This is a genomic window from Chitinophagaceae bacterium (assembly GCA_016717285.1).
Lineage (GTDB): Bacteria > Bacteroidota > Bacteroidia > Chitinophagales > UBA10324 > JACCZZ01.
On record JADKFU010000005.1, the window covers coordinates 1247408 to 1267492 of the forward strand.

A 20085-nucleotide genomic window follows, 5' to 3' on the forward strand; every position below is an offset into this window, starting at 1 on the left:
TCAAAATAAAGGAATAGCGAACGCAATGCGTGCGAACCCAATGATCAATTATAACGGCCGTATTTATCCTGTCAATGTTGCTGTTTTTCCGCTCAACCGGGCAATGAGTTATGGTGATGGCTTGTTTGAAAGCATACGTATTCATGAGGGTGAAATGTTATTTTTTGATGATCACCTCCAGCGTATGATGGCTGGAATGAAAGCTTTAAAAATTGAAATTCCTGATCATTATGGCGCGTTCTTTTTTCATAAACAGATAATGGATCTTGCAATTAAAGAAGAGATGGGTGGAAATGCAAGAGTCCGCATCAGCATCTTCAGAAGCGGTGGTGGATTATACGAACCACAGCTACAGCAGCCGGAATATTTCATACAGGTGATGCCGTTGGATGATGGCTTCAAATGGAACGAGGACAAATTTGAGTTGGGAATCTTTAATGAGGTACCTAAAAACTTTTCATCCATTTCCTTTTTCAAATCAATGAATGCTTTGCCGTATGTTTTGGCTGCCATGTATCGCAATGAAAACCAGTTGGATGATTGTCTGCTACTCAATTCTTTCGGAAAAGTAACAGATGCCATTTCATCTAATATATTCTGGATTAACCAAGGAAACATTTTCACAACACCACTTTCAGATGGTTGCATTGACGGTGTAATGAGGAAACACTTGTTAAGAATTTTTGCTGAGCGTAATTTTTCATTTCAGGAAAAATCAATCCTTCCGGAATCTTTGTTATTAGCAGATGAAGTGTTTATTACGAATGTGGGTTGGGGTATTCAGCCGGTTACCATTTTCGGGAAAAAGAAATTTACCACTTCTCAAACAAAGAAAGTCTTTCAACTGTTATTAAAATCTTTATCAAAACAGTGATTTTCAAAGGTTGACGCTGAAAGACAATAACAGCTCAATACTTCATACTTACTTCTGATCTCTCAACTTCGCTGATGCTACAACCCATTTCTGTTTTCTGGTTTCGCAGAGACCTGCGGCTTCATGATAATGCAGGCTTGTTTCATGCATTAAAATCAGCTGACAAAGTATTGCCGGTATTTATTTTTGATACGGAAATACTGGACCAACTGGAAGACAAGTCAGACATACGGGTACATTTTATCCATCAGGCATTACATCGTATTCAATCAAAGTTATCGGAATTGGGCAGTACCCTTATTGTGAAATACGGAAAACCCGAAAATGTATGGAATGATTTATTACTTGAATACAATATCAAATCAGTCTTTACCAATCATGATTATGAACCATATGCTAAAGAGCGCGATGAACTGATTCGTTCATTATTGTTTTCGAAAGGAATTATATTCCAAACATTTAAAGATCAGGTGATTTTTGAAAAGGAGGAACTTTTGAAGGATGATGGAACGCCCTACGTAGTGTGGACACCTTATAGCAGAAAATGGAAAGAGAAACTCAATAATTTTTACCTGGAAAGTTACCCGGTAAAAAAATACGAGGGTAATTATCTTTCTAAGTCTCCTGTTTCCATTCCGGAATTGAAGGACATGGGATTTGAAAAGACCGATGCACAATTTCCACCGGATTTTGTGGGTGATGATTTGATCCTTAATTATTATAAAACGCGTGACATTCCAGGCATTAACGGCACATCAAGATTGAGTGTGCACCTGCGTTTTGGAACGATCAGTATCAGGGAATTGACACGGCATGCAAAATCACTCAGTGAAAAATTTCTGAATGAATTGATATGGCGGGAGTTTTATCAGATGATCCTCTGGCATTTTCCACAGGTGATTCACCATTCTTTCAGGCGCGAATATGACTTGATAGCCTGGCGCAATAATGAAACGGAATTTGAAAAGTGGTGCAACGGTGAAACAGGTTTTCCGATTGTGGATGCGGGAATGCGCGAATTGAATGCCACAGGTTTCATGCACAACCGTGTAAGAATGATCGCAGCAGGCTTTCTTACCAAAGATCTGTTAATTGACTGGAGATGGGGTGAAGCATACTTCGCCAAAAAATTATTGGACTACGATCTCGCTTCTAACAATGGTGGCTGGCAATGGGCAGCAGGAACAGGAGTGGATGCAGCACCCTATTTCAGAATATTCAATCCAACAGAACAAGCGAAGAAATTTGATCCCGAATTTAACTACATAAGAAAGTGGGTACCCGAGTTTACAGAGTTAACTTATCCGCTTCCAATGCTTGATCATAAACAAGCAAGGGAGCGAACCCTCCATGCTTATAAAGTGGCATTGAAACGTAGTTAGCACAATCAAAACTTACAAAGATCATTTCATTGCTACCTGAAGTGGTCGCAGTGTTTAGTAAGATTGCTTTTCAATTAAGCCGGTGTGAACACCATATTCACCTTTCAATTGAACGGTATAAATACCCGCGGCAGGTACTGAAAGATCCAGATTGATCTGTCTTTCACCACTCGAAATTGTCCGGCGATAAACTACCTGACCGAATTGATTATATACAATGAGGTCGGTTGTTTTCATCGGAATGTCAATTGTAAGTTGTTCTCTGAATGGATTGGGGTAAGTTTGAAAGGTCTGAACCGTTGGAATGTAAGTGCTTGATGCAGTTACCGTATTCTTCTGAAATTTTGCAATCCAGATATCAGAAACCCCATTTGAAAGGAGGTTGTTAGGTCCGAATTGCGCGGCTTCACGATAGTTACCGGTAGCAAATGCAAACGCAGAACCATTGCCGGCAATGCCAAATGCGCCATCATTTCCATCACCGCCTACATGAATAGCCCAGTTAACATCGCCCATCAGGTTTAAAGATGCAATGAATGCATCTGCGGAATCAGTGTTGGTATAGGGTTCCAGGACTACTGATCCGATGGTATCAACTCCGGTAAACATTCCGCTGACCAAAATATTTTCTTCAACACTGATTGAAAGTGTCACAGGACTGAATTTTGCACCTGCTCCGCCTTTTATCGCATTAGCCCATAAAAAATTACCATCAATATCATATGCTGCCACCAGCACATTCTTTAAGCTGTTGGTAGTTAATTGTCCACCATTAAAAATACAATTACCTGCAAAAACTCCGGCCACATAACAGTTACCGGCATCATCGAGTGAAATGGTAGCACCGGCTTCATCACTATAAGGAATATCTGAACCGAAAGTAGTTGCCCACAGCACTTCGCCGGCAGGCGTCATTTTAACTATGTATCCGTCATTGTCGCCCAACGAGGTAAATTCATAATCACCAAATGACACAGTATGCTTGTAATTTCCTGACATATATATATTGCCTGAAGGATCTACCAGGATATCATGTACCTGAACGCCGCCGCTGGAACTGAAAGTGTAAACCCATAGCAATTCGCCGCCCCAATTATATTTTGCGCAAAACATACTTTTGCCATTAGGAACTGACATCATGCTATCGCCATAAAAATTCATATCACCCTCGAAATTTCCGGTGCAATACACATTTTGATCATTGTCTACATATACCGCGCTGCCCACATCATCACTTACTCCGCCACCAATTTTTGCCCAGTTCAGATTTCCATCAGGATCATAGGTTACCAACCACATATCTTCCAATCCTGATCCGGACAATGAATCACCATTATCCATCTTAACATAGCCAAAACATTTGCCGGTAACTGCAGAGAAACCGTTGTCATTGGTATTCAGTCCAAATGCTAAGTCATCACTAAGATTTATACCACTTCCAAAACTATGACCCCAAACAGCATTGCCATCAATGTCTGTTTTTGAAACAAATATATCCTGATCAGTTGCACCTCCCACAGCATGCAGAACAGTGCTTCCCATGGTCAGCTCATTTTGAAAGAGGCCGGTGAGGTATTGATTTCCGAATTGATCGACACTTAAATCTTTTCCTTTGTCTTTTTGTACTCCACCATATGACTTAACCCACACAAATGCCTGTGCTGATGAAGACTGATTGAATATCAAAAGATTTGCAAGTAATAAAAGGAGAAAAGGAAACCGCAATGCGGAGGAAGTATAAAATTTTATCATTTATCAGTATGGGTTTTTACAAAATCAAATATAATGGAATCAGAGACTTTGCAATAATGCGGATGCATGACTTTCATAGGTTATCAACATAAAAATAGCTGAGTGAAACTTTTTGTAATTGACATATGAAAAGAGAAGGAGACTGAAAAGCCGCCCTGTAATCTGCTCCCCATTATTTGAACAGTTATTTACCTGCTATTTATACAGACAAGCCATAAAAAGCTTACAAGAAAATGGACGAACGTAGTGATAGTTCCTGTTCAGAATTGATGGAGTTGTGGTGGAAAAAATGTTGATAAGATTCGTGAATTATTTTCTAACCATCATAACACAAGTTGATTATTTTAAATGCAATCAGTTCATACCAGACGTCCATTTATAACCCACCAAACAGAAAAATAAGCACATTCACTTAGCAGGATTTCAAATGCTGGTGGCAAAATATAACTTTGCACCGCTAAAACATGATCCTGCTTGCGCATTCTTCAGGTTTGTAAAAAATTCCCGTATCCGCTCCGCGATGGAGAGGTGATTGCTATTCACCAACTTACCCGTGGTTTTTATGAAGCGGGACAGAAAGTGACCGTGGCAGCAATCAACACCAAAAAACATTTTTTTCCACCTGATGAATTACCGGTTGAAAACCAGGAGTTTGCGGATTTTCATTCTGTATTACTCGACACAGATGTCAATTGGTGGGATGCGTTACGAACATTGTTTACGGGCGATTCATACAACATACAGCGATTTGTATCTCCTGATTTTGAAAGGTTGCTTTCAGCTATACTTCGTGAGAATGATTTTGATATTGTTCAACTGGAAGGGTTGTACCTTTTACCATATTTATTATCCGTACGTAAATTTTCGAAAGCGAAAATCGTATTGCGAGCTCATAACATTGAACATTTAATCTGGGAGCGAAATTCAAAGATCGCAAAACCGGGCGCCAAGAAATGGTATCTGCAATCATTGGCGGCCCGAATGAAGGAATTTGAAATCTATCACCTCAATTCATGTGATGCACTCGTACCCATTTCGGAAGTGGATGCTGCAAGATTTGTGGAACTCGGATGTAAATTGCCTATACACACCAGTCAGGTTGGAATGAATCTGAATGGTACATCTGAAGAACCAGAGCCTGATGCTTTAAATCCATCCGTCTGTTACATCGGATCGATGGACTGGTTACCCAACCGTGAAGGCATTGAATGGTTTTTGGAAAAAGTTTGGCCAAAAGTGCTTAGCCAGTTTCCGAACGCGAAATTTTTTGTGGCAGGAAGGAATTTTCCGCCGGATTTTCCTGAAAAGAATTATCAGAATGTGGAAATGGTAGGCGAAGTAGAAAATTCACGCGCATTTATACATTCTAAAAATATCATGGTGGTGCCTTTGTTTTCCGGAAGTGGTATAAGAGTTAAAATTCTTGAAGCCATGGCAGAGGGAAGAACCGTAATTTCTACCACAATAGGAGTGGAAGGCATTGATGCTGTAAATGAAGAACATATTTTGATTGCAGATGATGCCGATGCTTTTGCACGGCAGATAAAGCGTTGCCTGAAAGAACCTGATTTCTGCAGCACCATTGCAGAAAACGGTCGCACGTTTGTGAAAAACAGGTTCAACAATAAGGTAATCGTAAAAGAGTTGCTTGCATTTTATAAATCATTGCTTGCGTGATTATTTTGCAGGTCATTTTCTGGTGTGCTGCCTTCTTGCTTTTGCATACGTATCTTTTGTATCCTATTATTCTTCAGTTGCTGTCAATGGGTAAATCTCAACTGACAGAAGTTTATAAAACAGAAGATGAAAGCCTTCCATTTATCTCTATCCTGCTGGCAGTTTACAATGAAGAGAAAGTTATAGCACAGAAAATAGAATCCATTTTTCACACCGGCTATCCAATTGAAAAAATTGAATGGCTGATCGGTTCTGATCAATCAACAGACACAACCGAAGAAATCATTGGCAGATTTTCAAAACTATACCCGCAGATCAAACTGACGCGTTTTGAAAACCGGATGGGGAAAATCAATATCATGAATGAACTTGCACAGAAAGCTTCAGCCGGGATTTTGGTTTTCACAGATGCCAATGTTTATTTTAGGAAGGATACACTTTATGAGTTGGTAAAGCATTATAAAAATCAAAAAATTGCTTTGGTTGGAGGAAACATTTTGAATCCTGCTATAAAGGCTGATGGTATATCAAGGCAGGAACGGGATTATTTATTTAATGAAAACAGAATGAAGTACCAGGAAGGAATGCTTTGGGGTGCCATGATGGGTGCTTTTGGTGGATGTTTTTCTATCCGGAAAGAATTTTTTGTTCCTACACCACCCGATTTTATTGTAGATGATTTTTATGTAACCATGCATGTGTTTGAACAAAATGGCAAAGCGATTTGTGAAATGAATGCTACATGCACAGAAGATGTAAGCAATAAAGTGCGGGAAGAATTCAGGCGAAAAGTGCGGATCGCTACAGGCAACTTTCAGAACCTTTCACGATTTAAAGGGTTATTATCTTTCGGGAATGGAGGAGTAGCGTTTGCTTTTTGGTCGCACAAAGTGATTCGGTGGATCGGACCTTTCTTACTGATGATCACCTATTTTAGTAGCTTTGTTTTATGGAGAGAGAATGATTTTTACAAATTTTTTTTCTGGATACAAACACTGCTCTTTACTGTTCCTTTACTCGATGCAATGTTGCGTCTGATGAACATCCACATTTCTGCTCTGCGATACGTCAGCCATTTTTACCTTATGAATGCCGCATTGCTTAAGGGCTTTTTTAACTATTTAACCGGAGTAACAAACAATGTCTGGAAACCAACAGAACGGAACCAATAGTTTTCAACTCGATAAGATTGAAGAGGCTATTGAAGAGATAAGAAACGGGAAACTGATTATTGTAGTGGATGATGAAGATCGCGAAAATGAAGGCGACTTTATTACCGCTGCCCGGAATGCGACGCCGGAAGTCATCAACTTTATGTCAAAAGAGGGAAGAGGATTGGTATGCACTCCGCTTACCGAAGAACGATGTGAGGCACTGAAACTTAACCTGATGGTAGGCGATAATACTGCCCTGCATCAGACTCCATTTACTGTTTCCGTTGATTTATTGGGAAAGGGTGTAACTACAGGAATTTCTGCTTTTGACCGTTCAAAAACTATTGCAGCATTAATTGACCCCTCCACAACGCCTGAGGAACTCGGCAGGCCCGGCCATATTTTCCCCTTAAAAGCCCTTTCCGGTGGTGTATTGCGCAGAGCAGGACATACAGAAGCGACGGTGGATCTGGCACGACTCGCAGGATTTGAACCCGCAGGAGTGTTGGTTGAAATAATGCAGGATGATGGCACCATGGCACGGCTGCCGCAACTCATGAAAGTGGCAAAGAAATTCAACCTGAAAATAATTTCCATCAAAGATCTGATTGAATACCGGTTAAAAATGGAATCGCTGATTCAGAAAGAAGTGGCCGTGGATATGCCCACCGATTGGGGAGTTTTTAAGTTGCATGCCTACACTCAACGGAGTACAGGTGATGTTCACCTTGCATTAGTCAAAGGAACCTGGAAAGAATCTGAACCTGTTTTGGTGCGTGTTCATTCCTGCTGTTTAACAGGTGATGTATTCGGCTCAAAACGCTGCGACTGCGGAGGCCAGTTGCATGACGCGATGTATATGGTGGAGAAAGAAGGAAAGGGTATTGTACTATATATGAATCAGGAAGGCAGGGGAATCGGATTATTGAATAAGCTGAAAGCATATGCATTACAGGAACAAGGATTGGATACTGTTGAAGCGAACCTCCAACTCGGCTTTGGTATGGATGATCGTGATTATGGAGTTGGTGCGCAAATATTGCGTGATCTGGGTGTAAGCAAAATCCGGCTCATGACCAATAACCCTAAAAAACGTGCAGGCCTAAGAGGTTATGGATTGGAGATCGTTGAAAATGTGGCCATAGAACAAATATCAAATCCGTTTAACGTAAAGTATTTACAAACGAAACGGGATAAGATGGGGCATGAGATTTTGAAATGATATGGAATGTTCGGAAAAAGTGATGTGCCGGTGAAATTAATTTACCGATATGCCGATGAAGTGAATTAATGACCAATGACCAATGATCAATGACCATTCACCATTCACCTATCTAGCCACTCTTTAAATTCCGGAGCGCGTTCGCGGCTTACGAATAAATCTTCATGCTCCAATCCTTTCACCTTTACTTTCAGTTTTCCATTGAGGTGCGAAAAAATATTTCCAATAGCATCGAAGGAAGCAATGTACTGACGATTCAGGTAGCTCCACATATGAAGGCGGTAAACATTGTTTCCACTACCAATTCCTGCGCAGTGTAATCGGCAGCAACAAAATTCATGAACATGGCCAGTGAGACAATCAGCACAAATCCAATAAGTGAATAGGTCCATGGTTTCAAAGGCGATGATTATGAATGCGGTTTGTCAAACAAAGTATTATTATGATCCATTGTAAATTTCAGCGGGCAGTGGTGTCGCTTTTTTCTTGTTCATGTATTTATTGATAAAGAAGAAAATGAGTGGCGTAAGTAATGCAGTAGGGGCCAGCCAAACAACAACATTCAGGTTTTTGGGAACTGCCTCACTCAGGTTTACCACCACAAAAGCTGTAGTGGTTGCAATATATGCGGTCATCATTCTTGAAATGTGCACCGCAAGCCATCGTTTACTTTTTATGGTGAAGGGTTCTTTTTGGGAAAAATCTTTTGCGTCAGAGATGGATAAAAATCCGAAAATGGAACCAAATACGATGAGAATAATACTGCCTGAAGTTATCATGAAGCCACAGGTAACAATTGCACTGCCCACCATCAGCCAATCCAGCCAGTCTGCTTTGCGTGACTTATTCCTGATTGCACGATAGCCCGCAAAAGTGGAATAAAAAGCGAACATTGAAAGCATTAAAAAGAAACTGAGATCATAAAGGAGCGACATGTATGCAGCGGAAAAAGCAACTATAAGCATACACCAGAAATAAATTTTGCCACTTGTGCGATGCACTTTACGTCCTTTCTTTGCCAATATGGACAATAATCCGGTTAGCAGAGCAACGGATCCTGCTGCGATGTGAATGATAAGAGCGGGTGTTATCGGTGACTGCATGGAAACAAAGTTAGAAAGTGTGAGAGATGTGTAAGCAATGATTTGGAAAAGATTTCAGATAATCCCAATTGCGTTTTTCTTCTTGCCTGCTAAAAATTCTTTGCCACCGGGGAAGTTTAAAACATAATGCTGATTAAAAGCAGTGTTGGTTCCACATGGTCTCTCCAATTTGGTTCCATTAATAGCGTGTGCATTTTCTCTGGCATGTACTTATATTTTTGATGCATCAAAGATCAATCATGATTGTTCGGAAATTAATTGAAATACGATGAAGCGTAGATTAGGAGGGACGAAACGTAGCAAGGAACATTACAATAAATAAAACGATTAATCCATCGGTAATTATTTTCGTTATGCTGCAGCGTGATTTACTGTTACACTATCGCTCATTCACCGAAAAAATACCCATGTTCACCGACTATAGAAGTCATTCTGCCCAATATCAATTGTCCAGCGCTTACACCATAGTTAGATTTGCAGAAAAAAAATGAAAGTCATGGAAAATAATGAATTGAAAAGGGGAAACAACAATATCTGGTTGGGTTTGTTGCTTTTATTAGTTGGCATTGGCTGGTTAATGCAAGCAATGGGAACAGAGCTTCCTTATTGGTTATTCAGTTGGAAAACATTTTTAATTGTTCTTGGAATTGGGATAGGAATACAAAATCATTTCAGAGGAAATTCATGGCTGGTAATGATTATGATTGGCGGTGCATTTATGCTGGAAGATTTGTTCCCTGATCTGGCATTGCGTCATTATCTGTGGCCTGTACTCATTATCATTTTAGGTGTTTGGCTCATGATTAAACCTCGCGGTCGTCGTTACTGGAAAGATGAAATTGCAAATGAAGGCATTTCCGCCCCGGGAGTTACCTCATCGTTCAGGCAAGAGTCTTCCACAGATGATGATTTTGTAGATACTACGTCAGTGTTCGGTGGTATCAAAAAGGTTATACTGTCAAAGAATTTTAAAGGCGGCGATGTGGTCAGCATCTTTGGTGGTAGTGAAATTGACCTGAGTCAGGCCAATATTAACGGTAGGGCGGTATTGGAAGTAACAGCGATACTGGGTGGTACGAAATTGATTATACCTGGCAATTGGGAATTGAAGTCAGAGCTTGTTTCTGTTTTGGGAGGAATTGAAGACAAACGTTCAGTGATTGCATCTGACATTGACCCCGATAAGATATTGGTTTTAAAAGGTACGGCGATTCTTGGCGGAATAGAGATTCGCAGTTATTCAAAATAATTGTTGCCGGAAAATATCATGTGGCGATGAATCCAAAACGATTCATCGCAACCACATTCAACCGATAATTTTAATAGCAAAAAAAATGAATATGAATTGGTACCTCGCAAAAATAGTTTTCAGGATTATTTGTGGTGATGGCCTCCACCAGGCGCAGTTTGATGAACAGTTGAGATTGATAGCAGCGTCAAGTGAAAGCAAGGCGTATGAAAAGGCATGTGCTATTGGAAAATTTGAACAAGATGCATTTTACAATTCAGAGAAGAAACTGGTGGAATGGAAATTTATTGGTGTTCCGGAATTACATCCTTTCGGAGCATTAAGCGATGGAGCTGAATTATTTGCAAGAATACAGGAACCGGAAGATGCGGAAGCTTATACAAACATGATCACCGTTAAATCACAGAAACTCAGCGTAGGTAAAGGAAATGCTGTTTCAGATTTCAGCTTTGCTAATGCAGAAGGTGTTGAAGTTTAAAACACCAATAGCTGTTGCCGAAAGGTCAGAAAGTGAAAATCAATTGTAAGACATCCGGTGCATCTTCAGCTTTGCTTAATTTCATGGCCATATAAAAAATCATCTTGCCAACTTCTCCACTTTCTGCCATCAGGTTACAGTTTGCTTTTGTTATTTTCTGGATTATCTGGATGACGTTGCATATGGTAGTGATTCATGGATTGGGATTTTCCTGGCAGCTCTCCATGCTTGACAGCGGCGTCATGAACCTCCTTCTGTTATCTGGCTGCTTATTAGTGAGTAATAATCTTAAATATTACCTGCCTCAGAAGGACAGATTCTGGTACATACTTTTGTGGAGCATTGGATTGAGTGTTGCATGGATGTTTGTTGGCAGATGGATAATGATCCACTTAATTAAGGATGATGCTTACCTGACTTTTCTTGATGCGTCTATTATCATCAGAACGGCTATTTCATTTCTAATGATTGGTTGCATGGCAATAGTGAGTGTATTATGGTACACGTTGCAGGAACAGAACGAAAATGAGCAACGCAAAGCAGATGCAATCAGGTTATCACGTGACGCGGAATTATTTAACCTTCGGCAACAACTGCAGCCGCATTTTTTATTCAACAGCCTTAATTCAATCAATGCATTGATTGGATCAAGACCGGGTGAAGCACGAAAAATGATTCAGCAGCTTGCTGACTTTTTAAGAGGGACGTTAAAAAAAGAGGAACAACAATGGATTATGCTTGCAGATGAACTGACTCACCTTCAGTTATATCTTGATATAGAAAAAGTAAGGTTCGGCCACAGGTTGATGACAGAAATACTTTCTGATGAAGAAAGCAACCAGCTCAGGCTTCCGTCATTGTTATTGCAACCAATAGTGGAGAATGCTATAAAGTTTGGATTGTATGATACCACAGGTGCAATTACCATTTCAATCCGTGCAAGAAAAGAAAACATGGAATTGATAGTAACAGTACAAAATCCATATGATCCGCAGACTTCTTCCGCAGCCACCGGAACAGGCTTTGGATTGAAATCTGTTCAACGGCGTTTATATTTGTTGTTTGCACGCAACGATCTTTTGATTACAGTAACTGAAGATCAGCTTTTCACTACCATCATTAAAATCCCGCAACAGTATGATTAAAACAATCATCATTGATGATGAACCGCTGGCAAGATCAATGGTGATGGAATATCTTCAGGCGTATCCTGAAATTTCAGTAGTTCAGGAATGCAACGATGGCTTTGAAGGATTGAAAGCCATTCAACACCAGCAACCGGATTTGGTTTTTCTCGACATTCAAATGCCGAAGATCAACGGTTTTGAAATGCTGGAGCTGATTGATCAACCACCTGCGGTAATTTTTACAACGGCATTTGAAGAATACGCTATTCGTGCATTTGATGCGCATGCAATTGATTATTTGTTGAAGCCATTCAGTAAAGATCGTTTTGATCAGGCAATGAAAAAATGGTTGGATCAGTGGAAGGCGGGCACTTTGAAAAGTAGTATTGTAGCCTCAAAGGAGGTCGCATTAAACTTACCTGCTGCGCAGCACCGCATTGTTGTAAAAGTAGCGGGCAAAATAAAGATCATTCCCATTCACGACATTCAATATCTTGAAGCGGCGGATGATTATGTTAAAATAAATACCGCTGAAGGATATTTCCTAAAAAATAAAACGATGAATTATTTTGAACAGGTGATGGATGCGCAACAGTTTGTCCGTACACACCGCTCGTTCATGGTAAATGTGCAACAGATTAACAGGATTGATCCGTATGAAAAAGAAGGTCACCTTGCGATATTAAAAGGAGGGCAAAAAATTCCGGTGAGCAAAAATGGATATGGAAAATTGAAGCAAGTGCTAGGATTGTAAATTGTTAGCATTCGATATTTAAAAGTCCTCCGGTTGGCTCAGGGAGCGTACCTCTAAAAAAAGTTGCCAGCTGTCTGAGCCCGTCGAAGGAGTTGAAGGCAATTATGAAAGGGGAACAAATGCTGAATCTGATCATAAATTTCTTCCCACTCTTAAAATAACCGGGAAATGTACTTGCTTCTTTTCCTGCTCCGGCCAGATTTTTTCCAGTTGCATTCGTAATTCAATTACAGGATTGTTTCCGTGCTTTCTGATATAATGTTGCACGCCGGACCAGGTGTTCAGAAAACCTGTAAGTTCATCCAGTTTCCATTTATACTCCATCTCAAAGGAAGGAGTAGGTAATTCAGTAAACGGAAATGGAATGGTAGTATACAAATCATCCAGGTATTTTCTCTCCGGATCCCAGCAACCGTGCAATTTCTGATTGTAAAAAAGCCGGATCAAAGCATCCACCTCCACATTGATGTGGCACAATGGATATCCAATTATCGCAATGATTCCATCAGGTTTTAATGTTCGTTTCACTTCATCGTAAAATTTATCGAATTGAAACCAATGAATTGCCTGGGCAACAGTAATGAGATCGAAAGAAGCGGATTTAAATGAAGATTTTTCTGCACGTTCCACTTTGTAAATGATATTGCTGCGTTGCGAGGCATGTTTCAACTGGTTCCGGCTGATATCTGTTGCCATTACTTCCTCAAAATAACCGGCAAGCATATTTGCTAACTGACCATTTCCTGTGGCAACATCCCATGCACGATTGCGATGAGAAAGAATTGGAATTAGAAAATCAAATATTTCTTTTGGGTAACCAGGCCTGAATAAAGCGTATTGATCAGAATTTGCGGAGAAATTGTCTTTCAAGTATAATTTTTTTTATTTAACGAAGATAATGCATGTAAAAGCCGAATCAAAAATTGGGTGTTAGTTACAGGAAGAAAGGCATTTAAAAATCACCATGAAAAAAACGCAGGCTTCTGCATACATGGTTAATCTATTAATTGCTGCATGATAGATCAAAATCATTTTAGTCATTTACAGGAGATTGTTTTAGAATGATTGACTGAGTGCAATTCGACTGAATAGTTTTTATTTTACGCGGATTAGAATAATTTAGAACACTGCATGTCGGATAAAATAATTGTTTTTGTTGCCTTATTATTTGGAATAACGCTTTTGTCTGTTGTTGCCGACAAGATAAAGTTGTCTCAGCCTATCATGCTTGTTGTGTCGGGTTTGTTGATTTGGTTGATTCCGGGAATGCCGGTCATTAAGCTTGATCCTGATGTGGTTTTTCTTATTTTTCTTCCTCCATTATTATATGCCGCGGCATGGAACACTTCATGGAATGATTTCTGGGCATTCAAACGTCCAATTGGTTTGCTGGCCTTCGGACTCGTAGTGGCCACTTCTACCATCGTTGCTTATTTCTCTGTTTGGTTGATCCCGGGCTTTACACTTGCATTGGGTTTTTTATTGGGCGGCATTGTATCACCACCGGATGCAGTTGCTGCGAATTCTGTGTTGAAAAGTATGAAAATTCCCAGGCGCGTTTCCATTTTACTCGAAGGTGAAAGTCTGGTGAATGATGCTTCAAGTCTTATCATTTTCCGTTTCGCTATTGCAGCCGTCATCACGGGACAGTTTTCATTAATCGAAGCGACGGGACAATTTTTTATGGTTGCGATAATGGGCGTAGTGGTCGGTTTAATGATCGGTCAGGTGGTGTATGGTATTCACCGGTTTCTCCCTACTTCGCCCAATGTTGACACAGCGTTGACTTTAATTGCGCCTTACCTGGCGTACCTTATTGCAGAGCACTTTCATTTTTCCGGTGTATTATCTGTTGTAGCCGCAGGATTATTTCTATCCATTCGCGCAGCGAGGATATTTTCTTATGAAGCAAGGTTGCAGGCAATCGGAGTCTGGTCAACACTTGTTTTTATATTGAATGGCGTTGTATTCGTGCTTATCGGCTTGCAACTTCCACAGATCATTGGTGACCTGGATGGTGCAACATTGTTACAGGCTATACAATTCGGTACAGCTCTAAGTGTGTTGATTATCATCGTTCGTATGGCCTGGGTTTTTCCCGGAGCGTATCTACCACTCCTGCTTTTTCGCTCCATCAGGAAAAAGGAACCATGGCCCAACTGGAAAGGTGTGTTTATTGTGGGCTGGAGTGGTATGCGGGGAGTAGTGTCGCTCGCTTCGGCATTGGCGGTGCCATTAATTATGCAGGATGGTTCCGCATTTCCATTCAGAAACCTCCTCCTTTTCATAACTTTTTTTGTGATCCTGGTAACGTTAGTTGTGCAGGGCCTTTCGCTTCCATGGATCATTGGTCTTCTCAAAATTCCTGTTACAGAAGATGATTCAGCCGAAGAGAAGAAACTGCGTATTCAATTAGCGTACAGTTCCATTGAAAAAATTGAAGCCAGCTATTCCAGCAAAGATGCTACACGCGATGCGCTTCATCATATTAAAACAAAGTATGAACGGCGCATTGATCATATCAATCAGCGGATGCTGACGGCCGATTCTTCCGGACATTCAACGGAAGTATTTCATGAATTCAACAAGCTGCAGATTGAGCTTGTGAATTATGAACGTGCACAGCTAACGTCCTTAAGACACCATAAAAAATTCAGCGAAGAAGTGCTGCGTAAACTGGAGTATGAACTTGATCTGGAAGAAGCTGTATTGAGAAGGCAGGCGCAGGTAAAAATTGAAGAGCCGACGCAGAGTGATTCTAAAAAGGAATTGCCTGTATTTAAGCTATAGAAAGCTACCTGAATATTGGAAACAACAGATAATTTGATTTCCCAAAAGCGCAACCTATCTTTAACCCCGGAGAGATGGCAGAGCGGTCTAATGCGGCGGTCTTGTCCGAAGGATCCTTTGGAAAAACCATTGTCCTTTACGGGACCAGAGGTTCTTCTATGGTTACGGCTATTCACAAACACGAAGGGTTGAAAAGAAATTTACTGATCGCGTTGCATTACACATAACAGACAAGAATGGAAATCATATTGAAGAAATTGATACGAACCAATACGAGAAAGCATTGTGCGTGCTTAAACTGGCTGATAACTCTTTGCAACACCCGCAATAACCATGACATGTAAATTATAAATGCTTATAAAACATAAACTGCGGAGAGAAAGGGATTCGAACCCCTGGTCCCGTGAAGGACAACGGTTTTCAAGACCGCCGCATTAGACCGCTCTGCCATCTCTCCGGGGTTAAAGATAGGTTGGAAAGATCAATATTCAAATGATATGGTTTCCAATAAGCCATTTTCTTCCTTCGCTGCTCTTAAAATAAATCTCTCTTCTGTAAGCTTCCGATTTTGTAGGAAATTTTTCGATGTAATGAATTACAAAAGGTCTTCTGCTTTTTGTGCTTCTCACTTTCCCCTGATTGTGACGCAAAAGCTCTCTCCGCATCTTTGCAATTAATGCATCTATTCCCTTACAACATATAATTTGCAAGGTTTATAGTTCAATTCAGTGCCGGATTTCCATTTCAGTTTAAAGAAATCATTTCACCGGTAATTAAATTCACTGAGGAATTTATTCCATTCATGGTTGATTTACTTCAACAACCTGGAAGTGCATAAAAGTTATGCAACTTTCTAAAAGTACTTCTACGACGCAACAATTGTCTTTTGTACAAGTAGCATTGCAGCTTCGGTGCCTGCCAAGCGCAGCATCCTGAATTTTTTCCCCGCCATTTCATTATAAAACATAAAGAATTTAACTAATTCGTCAAGCATAGATGGGTTCACATCTTTTATACTCTGAATATGTGCCAGGTCTTTAGCACAATCTGGCACTGACAGCAAACGATCATTGCGAACAACTTGCCCGTTTTTTTCTGTTTGCTCCGCTTCTATCAGTCCGATGGCACGACACTCAATCCAGTTACCCGGATAAGTAGGCATATCCATCATAACCAATGCATCCACAGGATCTCCATCTCCATTTATGGTATGTGGGATGAATCCAAAATGAAGAGGAAAGAACAAGCCGGTTGGCAGAATCTTTTTTAATTTGAACAAACCGGATTCCGGTTCATAATCATATTTATTCCTGCTTCCGCGGGGTGATTCAATGATTACGTTCACGACATTCTTTTTTGCTGCAAAAGCGGGTGGTAATTTCATAGCAATTTATTTTTACCATGCGCTCTAAATTTTATGCCTTTAATTATACAAGTGCCGTAATCACCTCTTCAGGGATAGTGATGGGATAGATTTATAAACTGTTAAGCAACACTCATTTTTATGCAGGTTTTGATTATTGCAAGTGATTGCATCCGATTCTTAACGGGAGTGAATGCTTCTTTGCATCCTCTTTTGTTTATATTGGGCGTAAATAATTCCTGGTATCACATGCATTTTGATTCCAGGCAAGTCTTTAAATTTTTTAAAGGATTGAAAGGCGGTTGATTTTCATAACTGGAAAAATCATGTGTTAAAAGCATTTAATCGCAATGAATCAACTGATCGCATTTGCAAAAACACTTTTTGAAAAAATCAAACCCTTTCTTATGAGCGATGAAAATAAACCTGTGGATGCAACTCTAAAGGACCCTGAAAACGAATCAATAACAGCATCGGCAGAAGAACCATCTGCGGAACCTGTTGAGGAAATCACGCCAGTTGAAAATATAGTTAAAGCAGACGTTGCTGTTCAGGTGACAGAAGCATCCACTGCGACTCCATTGCAGATCATTACAGCAGTAGCAAACGGTGCCGGCATTGGGCTTTTGCTGGGCATGCTGCTGGGTCTGGCAGTTTCGCCTGTGGTAAGCGGCATCATCGGTGTATTGTCAGGTATGCTTGCGGTGTTGTTAGGACTCGATGATAAATTTTTAAGTCCGCTGAAGAGCATACGCATTGGTGCATTCGGTTTTTTTTGTGTAGCGGGCATTGTGATGGGCATGTACATCAGAACCAACAATGGTTTATTGCCATCGCGCGAAAAAATGATGCAGCAATATACCAAGGTCGGATTCTCGAAACAGGAAGCACTTGACTTTATTGCCTACCGGGAATTCAACCTGATACCTTCTTCCTGGAAAGGTGGCGCTGCCGGTGAGGCAACTTCTTCAAGTGTAGATTCAGACTCAACTGGAGAAGAAGATGGTTCAGACGAAGCGGGTGAAGGTGCTGCTATAACTTCTTCGTCATCCGCCAAGCAAAGCACAGGTCATCAGTTTGCGGATCCGAATGAGAATGGAGCAGCGAGAAAAAACGTATTGTACTCTTCAGAAATTGACGCAAGTCAATGTTATATTCTGGATATGACAAGTAGTGAAAAACCTGTTGCACAAATCAAAAATACATTTGAACAGGCTGGCGGAACCTGGAAAGAGCTGGCGGATAAACTTGGAACTGGTTTGCCTGAAAGCGTGTATCTGGAAGCGCTGTTTGATTTGCGTGATATTTTTTGTGAAGAAGGAAAAGGAGGTGTGTTGAAGATTCCTAAAAATGCTGCGGTTGACAAATTGAACAGCACACAATCATTAAGTGAAATAAAAAAAACACTCGTGGCTGCAGCACCGATATGGAATACAATTGTAAACAAGTTGAGTGCTGATATTTCTGAAGGAAATCAAAAGACTTTGTTCTTGTCACTTGCAAAAATTCTTGGTCATGAATAAGATGATGATAATTGTATTGCTGCTGCTGACTTTCTGTTCACCTTCATTTTCACAGTTCAAACCGGAAGTAGCCGAAAAATCTCTTGTGAAAGTGATGGTAACGGGTGGAACCAAAATGGGTGTTTGCAGCGGATTTATGTGGAAGAAGAAGTCGTGGGTGGTTACATCGCTACACGCCATGAAAGTGGGAGGAAAGGTGCAGGTTGTTTATTCCGGTGATAACATCAGGGAAGCGAAAGTGATTAAGGTTTATCAGCCGGGCGATTTAGTATTGCTTGAAACGACTATTGATGCGAATCCTGTTTCCAATACACTGATTCCGTTAACCACTTATCACCAGGGGGAAGTGGCTTTCGCAGAAAAAATTTATGCAATTGGTTATAATGGCGGTTCAAAAGGAGATCAGACGCAGGCATTGGAAAAAGGGCATGCTAATCCGGAGACGCTTGAATTCCTGGTAAGGCCTGAAGACAAAACACAACTGAGTGCATTGGGATTTCCTTCCATGAAATTGCCGATTTATTTTTTGAGCGGAAGTTTGTTACCCGGATTTTCGGGTTCACCTGTTTTCAATACAAAGAATGAACTCATCGGCATTGGTGATGGCGGCTTAGAACGCGGATTGATGAATGTAAGCTGGTGCATTCCGGCGAGCAATCTTGATGCATTGGAAGCATCGACTGTAGCTGCTTTGCCGGCAAATCTTGGTAACGCGTCACAACTTTATTCAGCAGAAGTGTTGATAGATGTGAAGCCTGAAAAGGCAATACCTGTGAGTCCTTCCGGTAATGGGGGAGAAGATCCCGCTGCAAATCCGGTAATGGCTGCTCCGGACCATCTTAATGATGGCTACAACTCTTACGCGTATGGCAATTATGATTTCTTTCAAACCAAAACGCGCTCATTTGCCGAGATGCAAAGAACTTCCATTGATCCAAAAAATATGGAAAGTTTTGCCGCGGATTTTAAAGCAAGCAATCTTAATATTGATTATGATGTACTGGATTTTGATATTTACCAGGATATTAATAACGGATTCATGTTGGCGTTGCCTTCCGGAACAAGTTTGAAATATGATAAAGATTATGAAGTATTCAGTGTTGACCTGGCAGATTTTCCGAATGGTGAATATTTTGATTTGTTTTATTACATGGTGGATCACCAGGGCGATCCTGTGAATGAAGTGATTGGTAATATCAATGACGATTTTGATAATGATGTTAAAGGATTAATGATAGATCCCAGGTATACAAAATCGTATCAGATCAACGATGAGTGGAGAATTGATTATGTGTTGCTTAATGGCAACCAAAGTTATGAAGATGAAAACCTGGGACAGGTTTCCACGAGTTTTTACCTGAATGTGATTTCAAATGACAAGGTGGCTTTTTACTCGCTCGCTGTATGTTATCTGCCTGAAAACCGAAAGGATATAAACGCTGCTTTTAGCAGCGGAATTGATTGCATAACCAATTATGATGCGAATGCTGTCTGCTGCGATTACTTTGAATCGCTGATGCAGATTGTTGTTGCGGCACATCTTACTACATTGGCTTCTCTTTATTGAGAGCCATTGTATTTCGAAAAGTGATTTAAATTGAATACAAAGCGCTTTAATACATTTCCCTGCCCATTCA

General features: G+C 40.5%; 18 protein-coding genes and 1 tRNA gene. 12 read left to right on the forward strand and 7 right to left on the reverse strand.

What is annotated here, in order from left to right:
- Window positions 1-40: 40 nt before the first annotated feature.
- Complete coding sequence (locus IPO83_14995) at window positions 41-874, forward strand: aminotransferase class IV (GenBank protein MBK9732559.1); 834 nt, start codon at window positions 41-43, stop codon at window positions 872-874.
- A 74-nt stretch (window positions 875-948) separates the two neighbouring features.
- Window positions 949-2256, forward strand: coding sequence for a deoxyribodipyrimidine photo-lyase (locus IPO83_15000; GenBank protein MBK9732560.1), 1308 nt, complete (start codon window positions 949-951; stop codon window positions 2254-2256).
- 54 nt (window positions 2257-2310) lie between these two features.
- Here the strand turns inward: IPO83_15000 and IPO83_15005 are convergent, their stop codons facing one another.
- Window positions 2311-4008 (reverse strand): T9SS type A sorting domain-containing protein, encoded by a 1698-nt coding sequence (locus tag IPO83_15005; protein MBK9732561.1) that lies wholly within the window; start codon window positions 4006-4008, stop codon window positions 2311-2313.
- 474 nt (window positions 4009-4482) lie between these two features.
- Here IPO83_15005 and IPO83_15010 point away from each other — a divergent pair, with 474 nt between their 5' ends.
- From IPO83_15010 to IPO83_15020, 3 genes are read left to right on the forward strand one after another with little or no spacing between them, the layout of a single operon-like run.
- The gene (locus IPO83_15010) at window positions 4483-5685 is read left to right on the forward strand and encodes a glycosyltransferase family 4 protein (GenBank protein MBK9732562.1); all 1203 of its coding nucleotides are present in this window, start codon (window positions 4483-4485) and stop codon (window positions 5683-5685) included.
- On the forward strand, window positions 5682-6857 hold the full coding sequence (locus IPO83_15015) for a glycosyltransferase (protein ID MBK9732563.1): 1176 nt from the start codon (window positions 5682-5684) through the stop codon (window positions 6855-6857). The genes IPO83_15010 and IPO83_15015 overlap by 4 nt, the downstream gene beginning before the upstream one ends.
- Window positions 6826-8061: a bifunctional 3,4-dihydroxy-2-butanone-4-phosphate synthase/GTP cyclohydrolase II gene (locus IPO83_15020; protein MBK9732564.1), complete on the forward strand. Its 1236-nt coding sequence runs from the start codon at window positions 6826-6828 to the stop codon at window positions 8059-8061. The genes IPO83_15015 and IPO83_15020 overlap by 32 nt, the downstream gene beginning before the upstream one ends.
- Before the next feature lie 104 nt (window positions 8062-8165).
- On the opposite strand, the gene IPO83_15025 is transcribed toward IPO83_15020, so the two are convergent.
- From IPO83_15025 to IPO83_15035, 3 genes are read right to left on the reverse strand one after another with little or no spacing between them, the layout of a single operon-like run.
- Window positions 8166-8333 carry a LytTR family transcriptional regulator DNA-binding domain-containing protein gene (locus tag IPO83_15025; GenBank protein MBK9732565.1) on the reverse strand — a complete coding sequence of 56 codons (168 nt, stop codon included), beginning with the start codon at window positions 8331-8333 and terminating at the stop codon, window positions 8166-8168.
- Window positions 8318-8461 carry a hypothetical protein gene (locus IPO83_15030; GenBank protein MBK9732566.1) on the reverse strand — a complete coding sequence of 48 codons (144 nt, stop codon included), beginning with the start codon at window positions 8459-8461 and terminating at the stop codon, window positions 8318-8320. Before IPO83_15030 ends, IPO83_15025 begins: the two co-directional genes overlap by 16 nt.
- A gap of 40 nt (window positions 8462-8501) precedes the next feature.
- Entirely contained in the window at window positions 8502-9164 is a 663-nt protein-coding gene (locus IPO83_15035) for a DUF2306 domain-containing protein (GenBank protein MBK9732567.1), read from the reverse strand.
- A 496-nt stretch (window positions 9165-9660) separates the two neighbouring features.
- Here IPO83_15035 and IPO83_15040 point away from each other — a divergent pair, with 496 nt between their 5' ends.
- The 4 genes from IPO83_15040 (at window position 9661) to IPO83_15055 (ending at window position 12772) form a co-directional block, all read left to right on the forward strand.
- Complete coding sequence (locus IPO83_15040; GenBank protein ID MBK9732568.1) at window positions 9661-10413, forward strand: hypothetical protein; 753 nt, start codon at window positions 9661-9663, stop codon at window positions 10411-10413.
- 91 nt (window positions 10414-10504) lie between these two features.
- Window positions 10505-10891, forward strand: coding sequence for a DUF4288 domain-containing protein (locus IPO83_15045; GenBank protein MBK9732569.1), 387 nt, complete (start codon window positions 10505-10507; stop codon window positions 10889-10891).
- A gap of 170 nt (window positions 10892-11061) precedes the next feature.
- Window positions 11062-12036: a histidine kinase gene (locus tag IPO83_15050; protein ID MBK9732570.1), complete on the forward strand. Its 975-nt coding sequence runs from the start codon at window positions 11062-11064 to the stop codon at window positions 12034-12036.
- On the forward strand, window positions 12029-12772 hold the full coding sequence (locus IPO83_15055) for a LytTR family transcriptional regulator DNA-binding domain-containing protein (GenBank protein MBK9732571.1): 744 nt from the start codon (window positions 12029-12031) through the stop codon (window positions 12770-12772). The genes IPO83_15050 and IPO83_15055 overlap by 8 nt, the downstream gene beginning before the upstream one ends.
- 132 nt (window positions 12773-12904) lie before the next feature.
- Here IPO83_15055 and IPO83_15060 read toward each other — a convergent pair whose 3' ends face one another.
- Window positions 12905-13642 (reverse strand): class I SAM-dependent methyltransferase, encoded by a 738-nt coding sequence (locus IPO83_15060; protein MBK9732572.1) that lies wholly within the window; start codon window positions 13640-13642, stop codon window positions 12905-12907.
- Between the two features lie 261 nt (window positions 13643-13903).
- Here IPO83_15060 and IPO83_15065 point away from each other — a divergent pair, with 261 nt between their 5' ends.
- On the forward strand, window positions 13904-15562 hold the full coding sequence (locus IPO83_15065; GenBank protein MBK9732573.1) for a Na+/H+ antiporter: 1659 nt from the start codon (window positions 13904-13906) through the stop codon (window positions 15560-15562).
- A 372-nt stretch (window positions 15563-15934) separates the two neighbouring features.
- Here IPO83_15065 and IPO83_15070 read toward each other — a convergent pair.
- Both IPO83_15070 and IPO83_15075 read right to left on the reverse strand, forming a co-directional pair.
- Window positions 15935-16019: transfer RNA gene (locus IPO83_15070), tRNA-Ser, on the reverse strand.
- A 408-nt stretch (window positions 16020-16427) separates the two neighbouring features.
- Window positions 16428-16946 (reverse strand): inorganic diphosphatase, encoded by a 519-nt coding sequence (locus IPO83_15075; GenBank protein ID MBK9732574.1) that lies wholly within the window; start codon window positions 16944-16946, stop codon window positions 16428-16430.
- 329 nt (window positions 16947-17275) lie between these two features.
- Between IPO83_15075 and IPO83_15080 the strand changes: the two genes are divergently transcribed.
- Together IPO83_15080 and IPO83_15085 are read left to right on the forward strand one after the other, a co-directional pair.
- Window positions 17276-18448, forward strand: coding sequence for a hypothetical protein (locus IPO83_15080; protein ID MBK9732575.1), 1173 nt, complete (start codon window positions 17276-17278; stop codon window positions 18446-18448).
- Window positions 18441-20015, forward strand: a complete 1575-nt coding sequence (locus tag IPO83_15085; protein ID MBK9732576.1) for a trypsin-like peptidase domain-containing protein — start codon at window positions 18441-18443, stop codon at window positions 20013-20015. The genes IPO83_15080 and IPO83_15085 overlap by 8 nt, the downstream gene beginning before the upstream one ends.
- Window positions 20016-20085 lie beyond the last annotated feature (70 nt).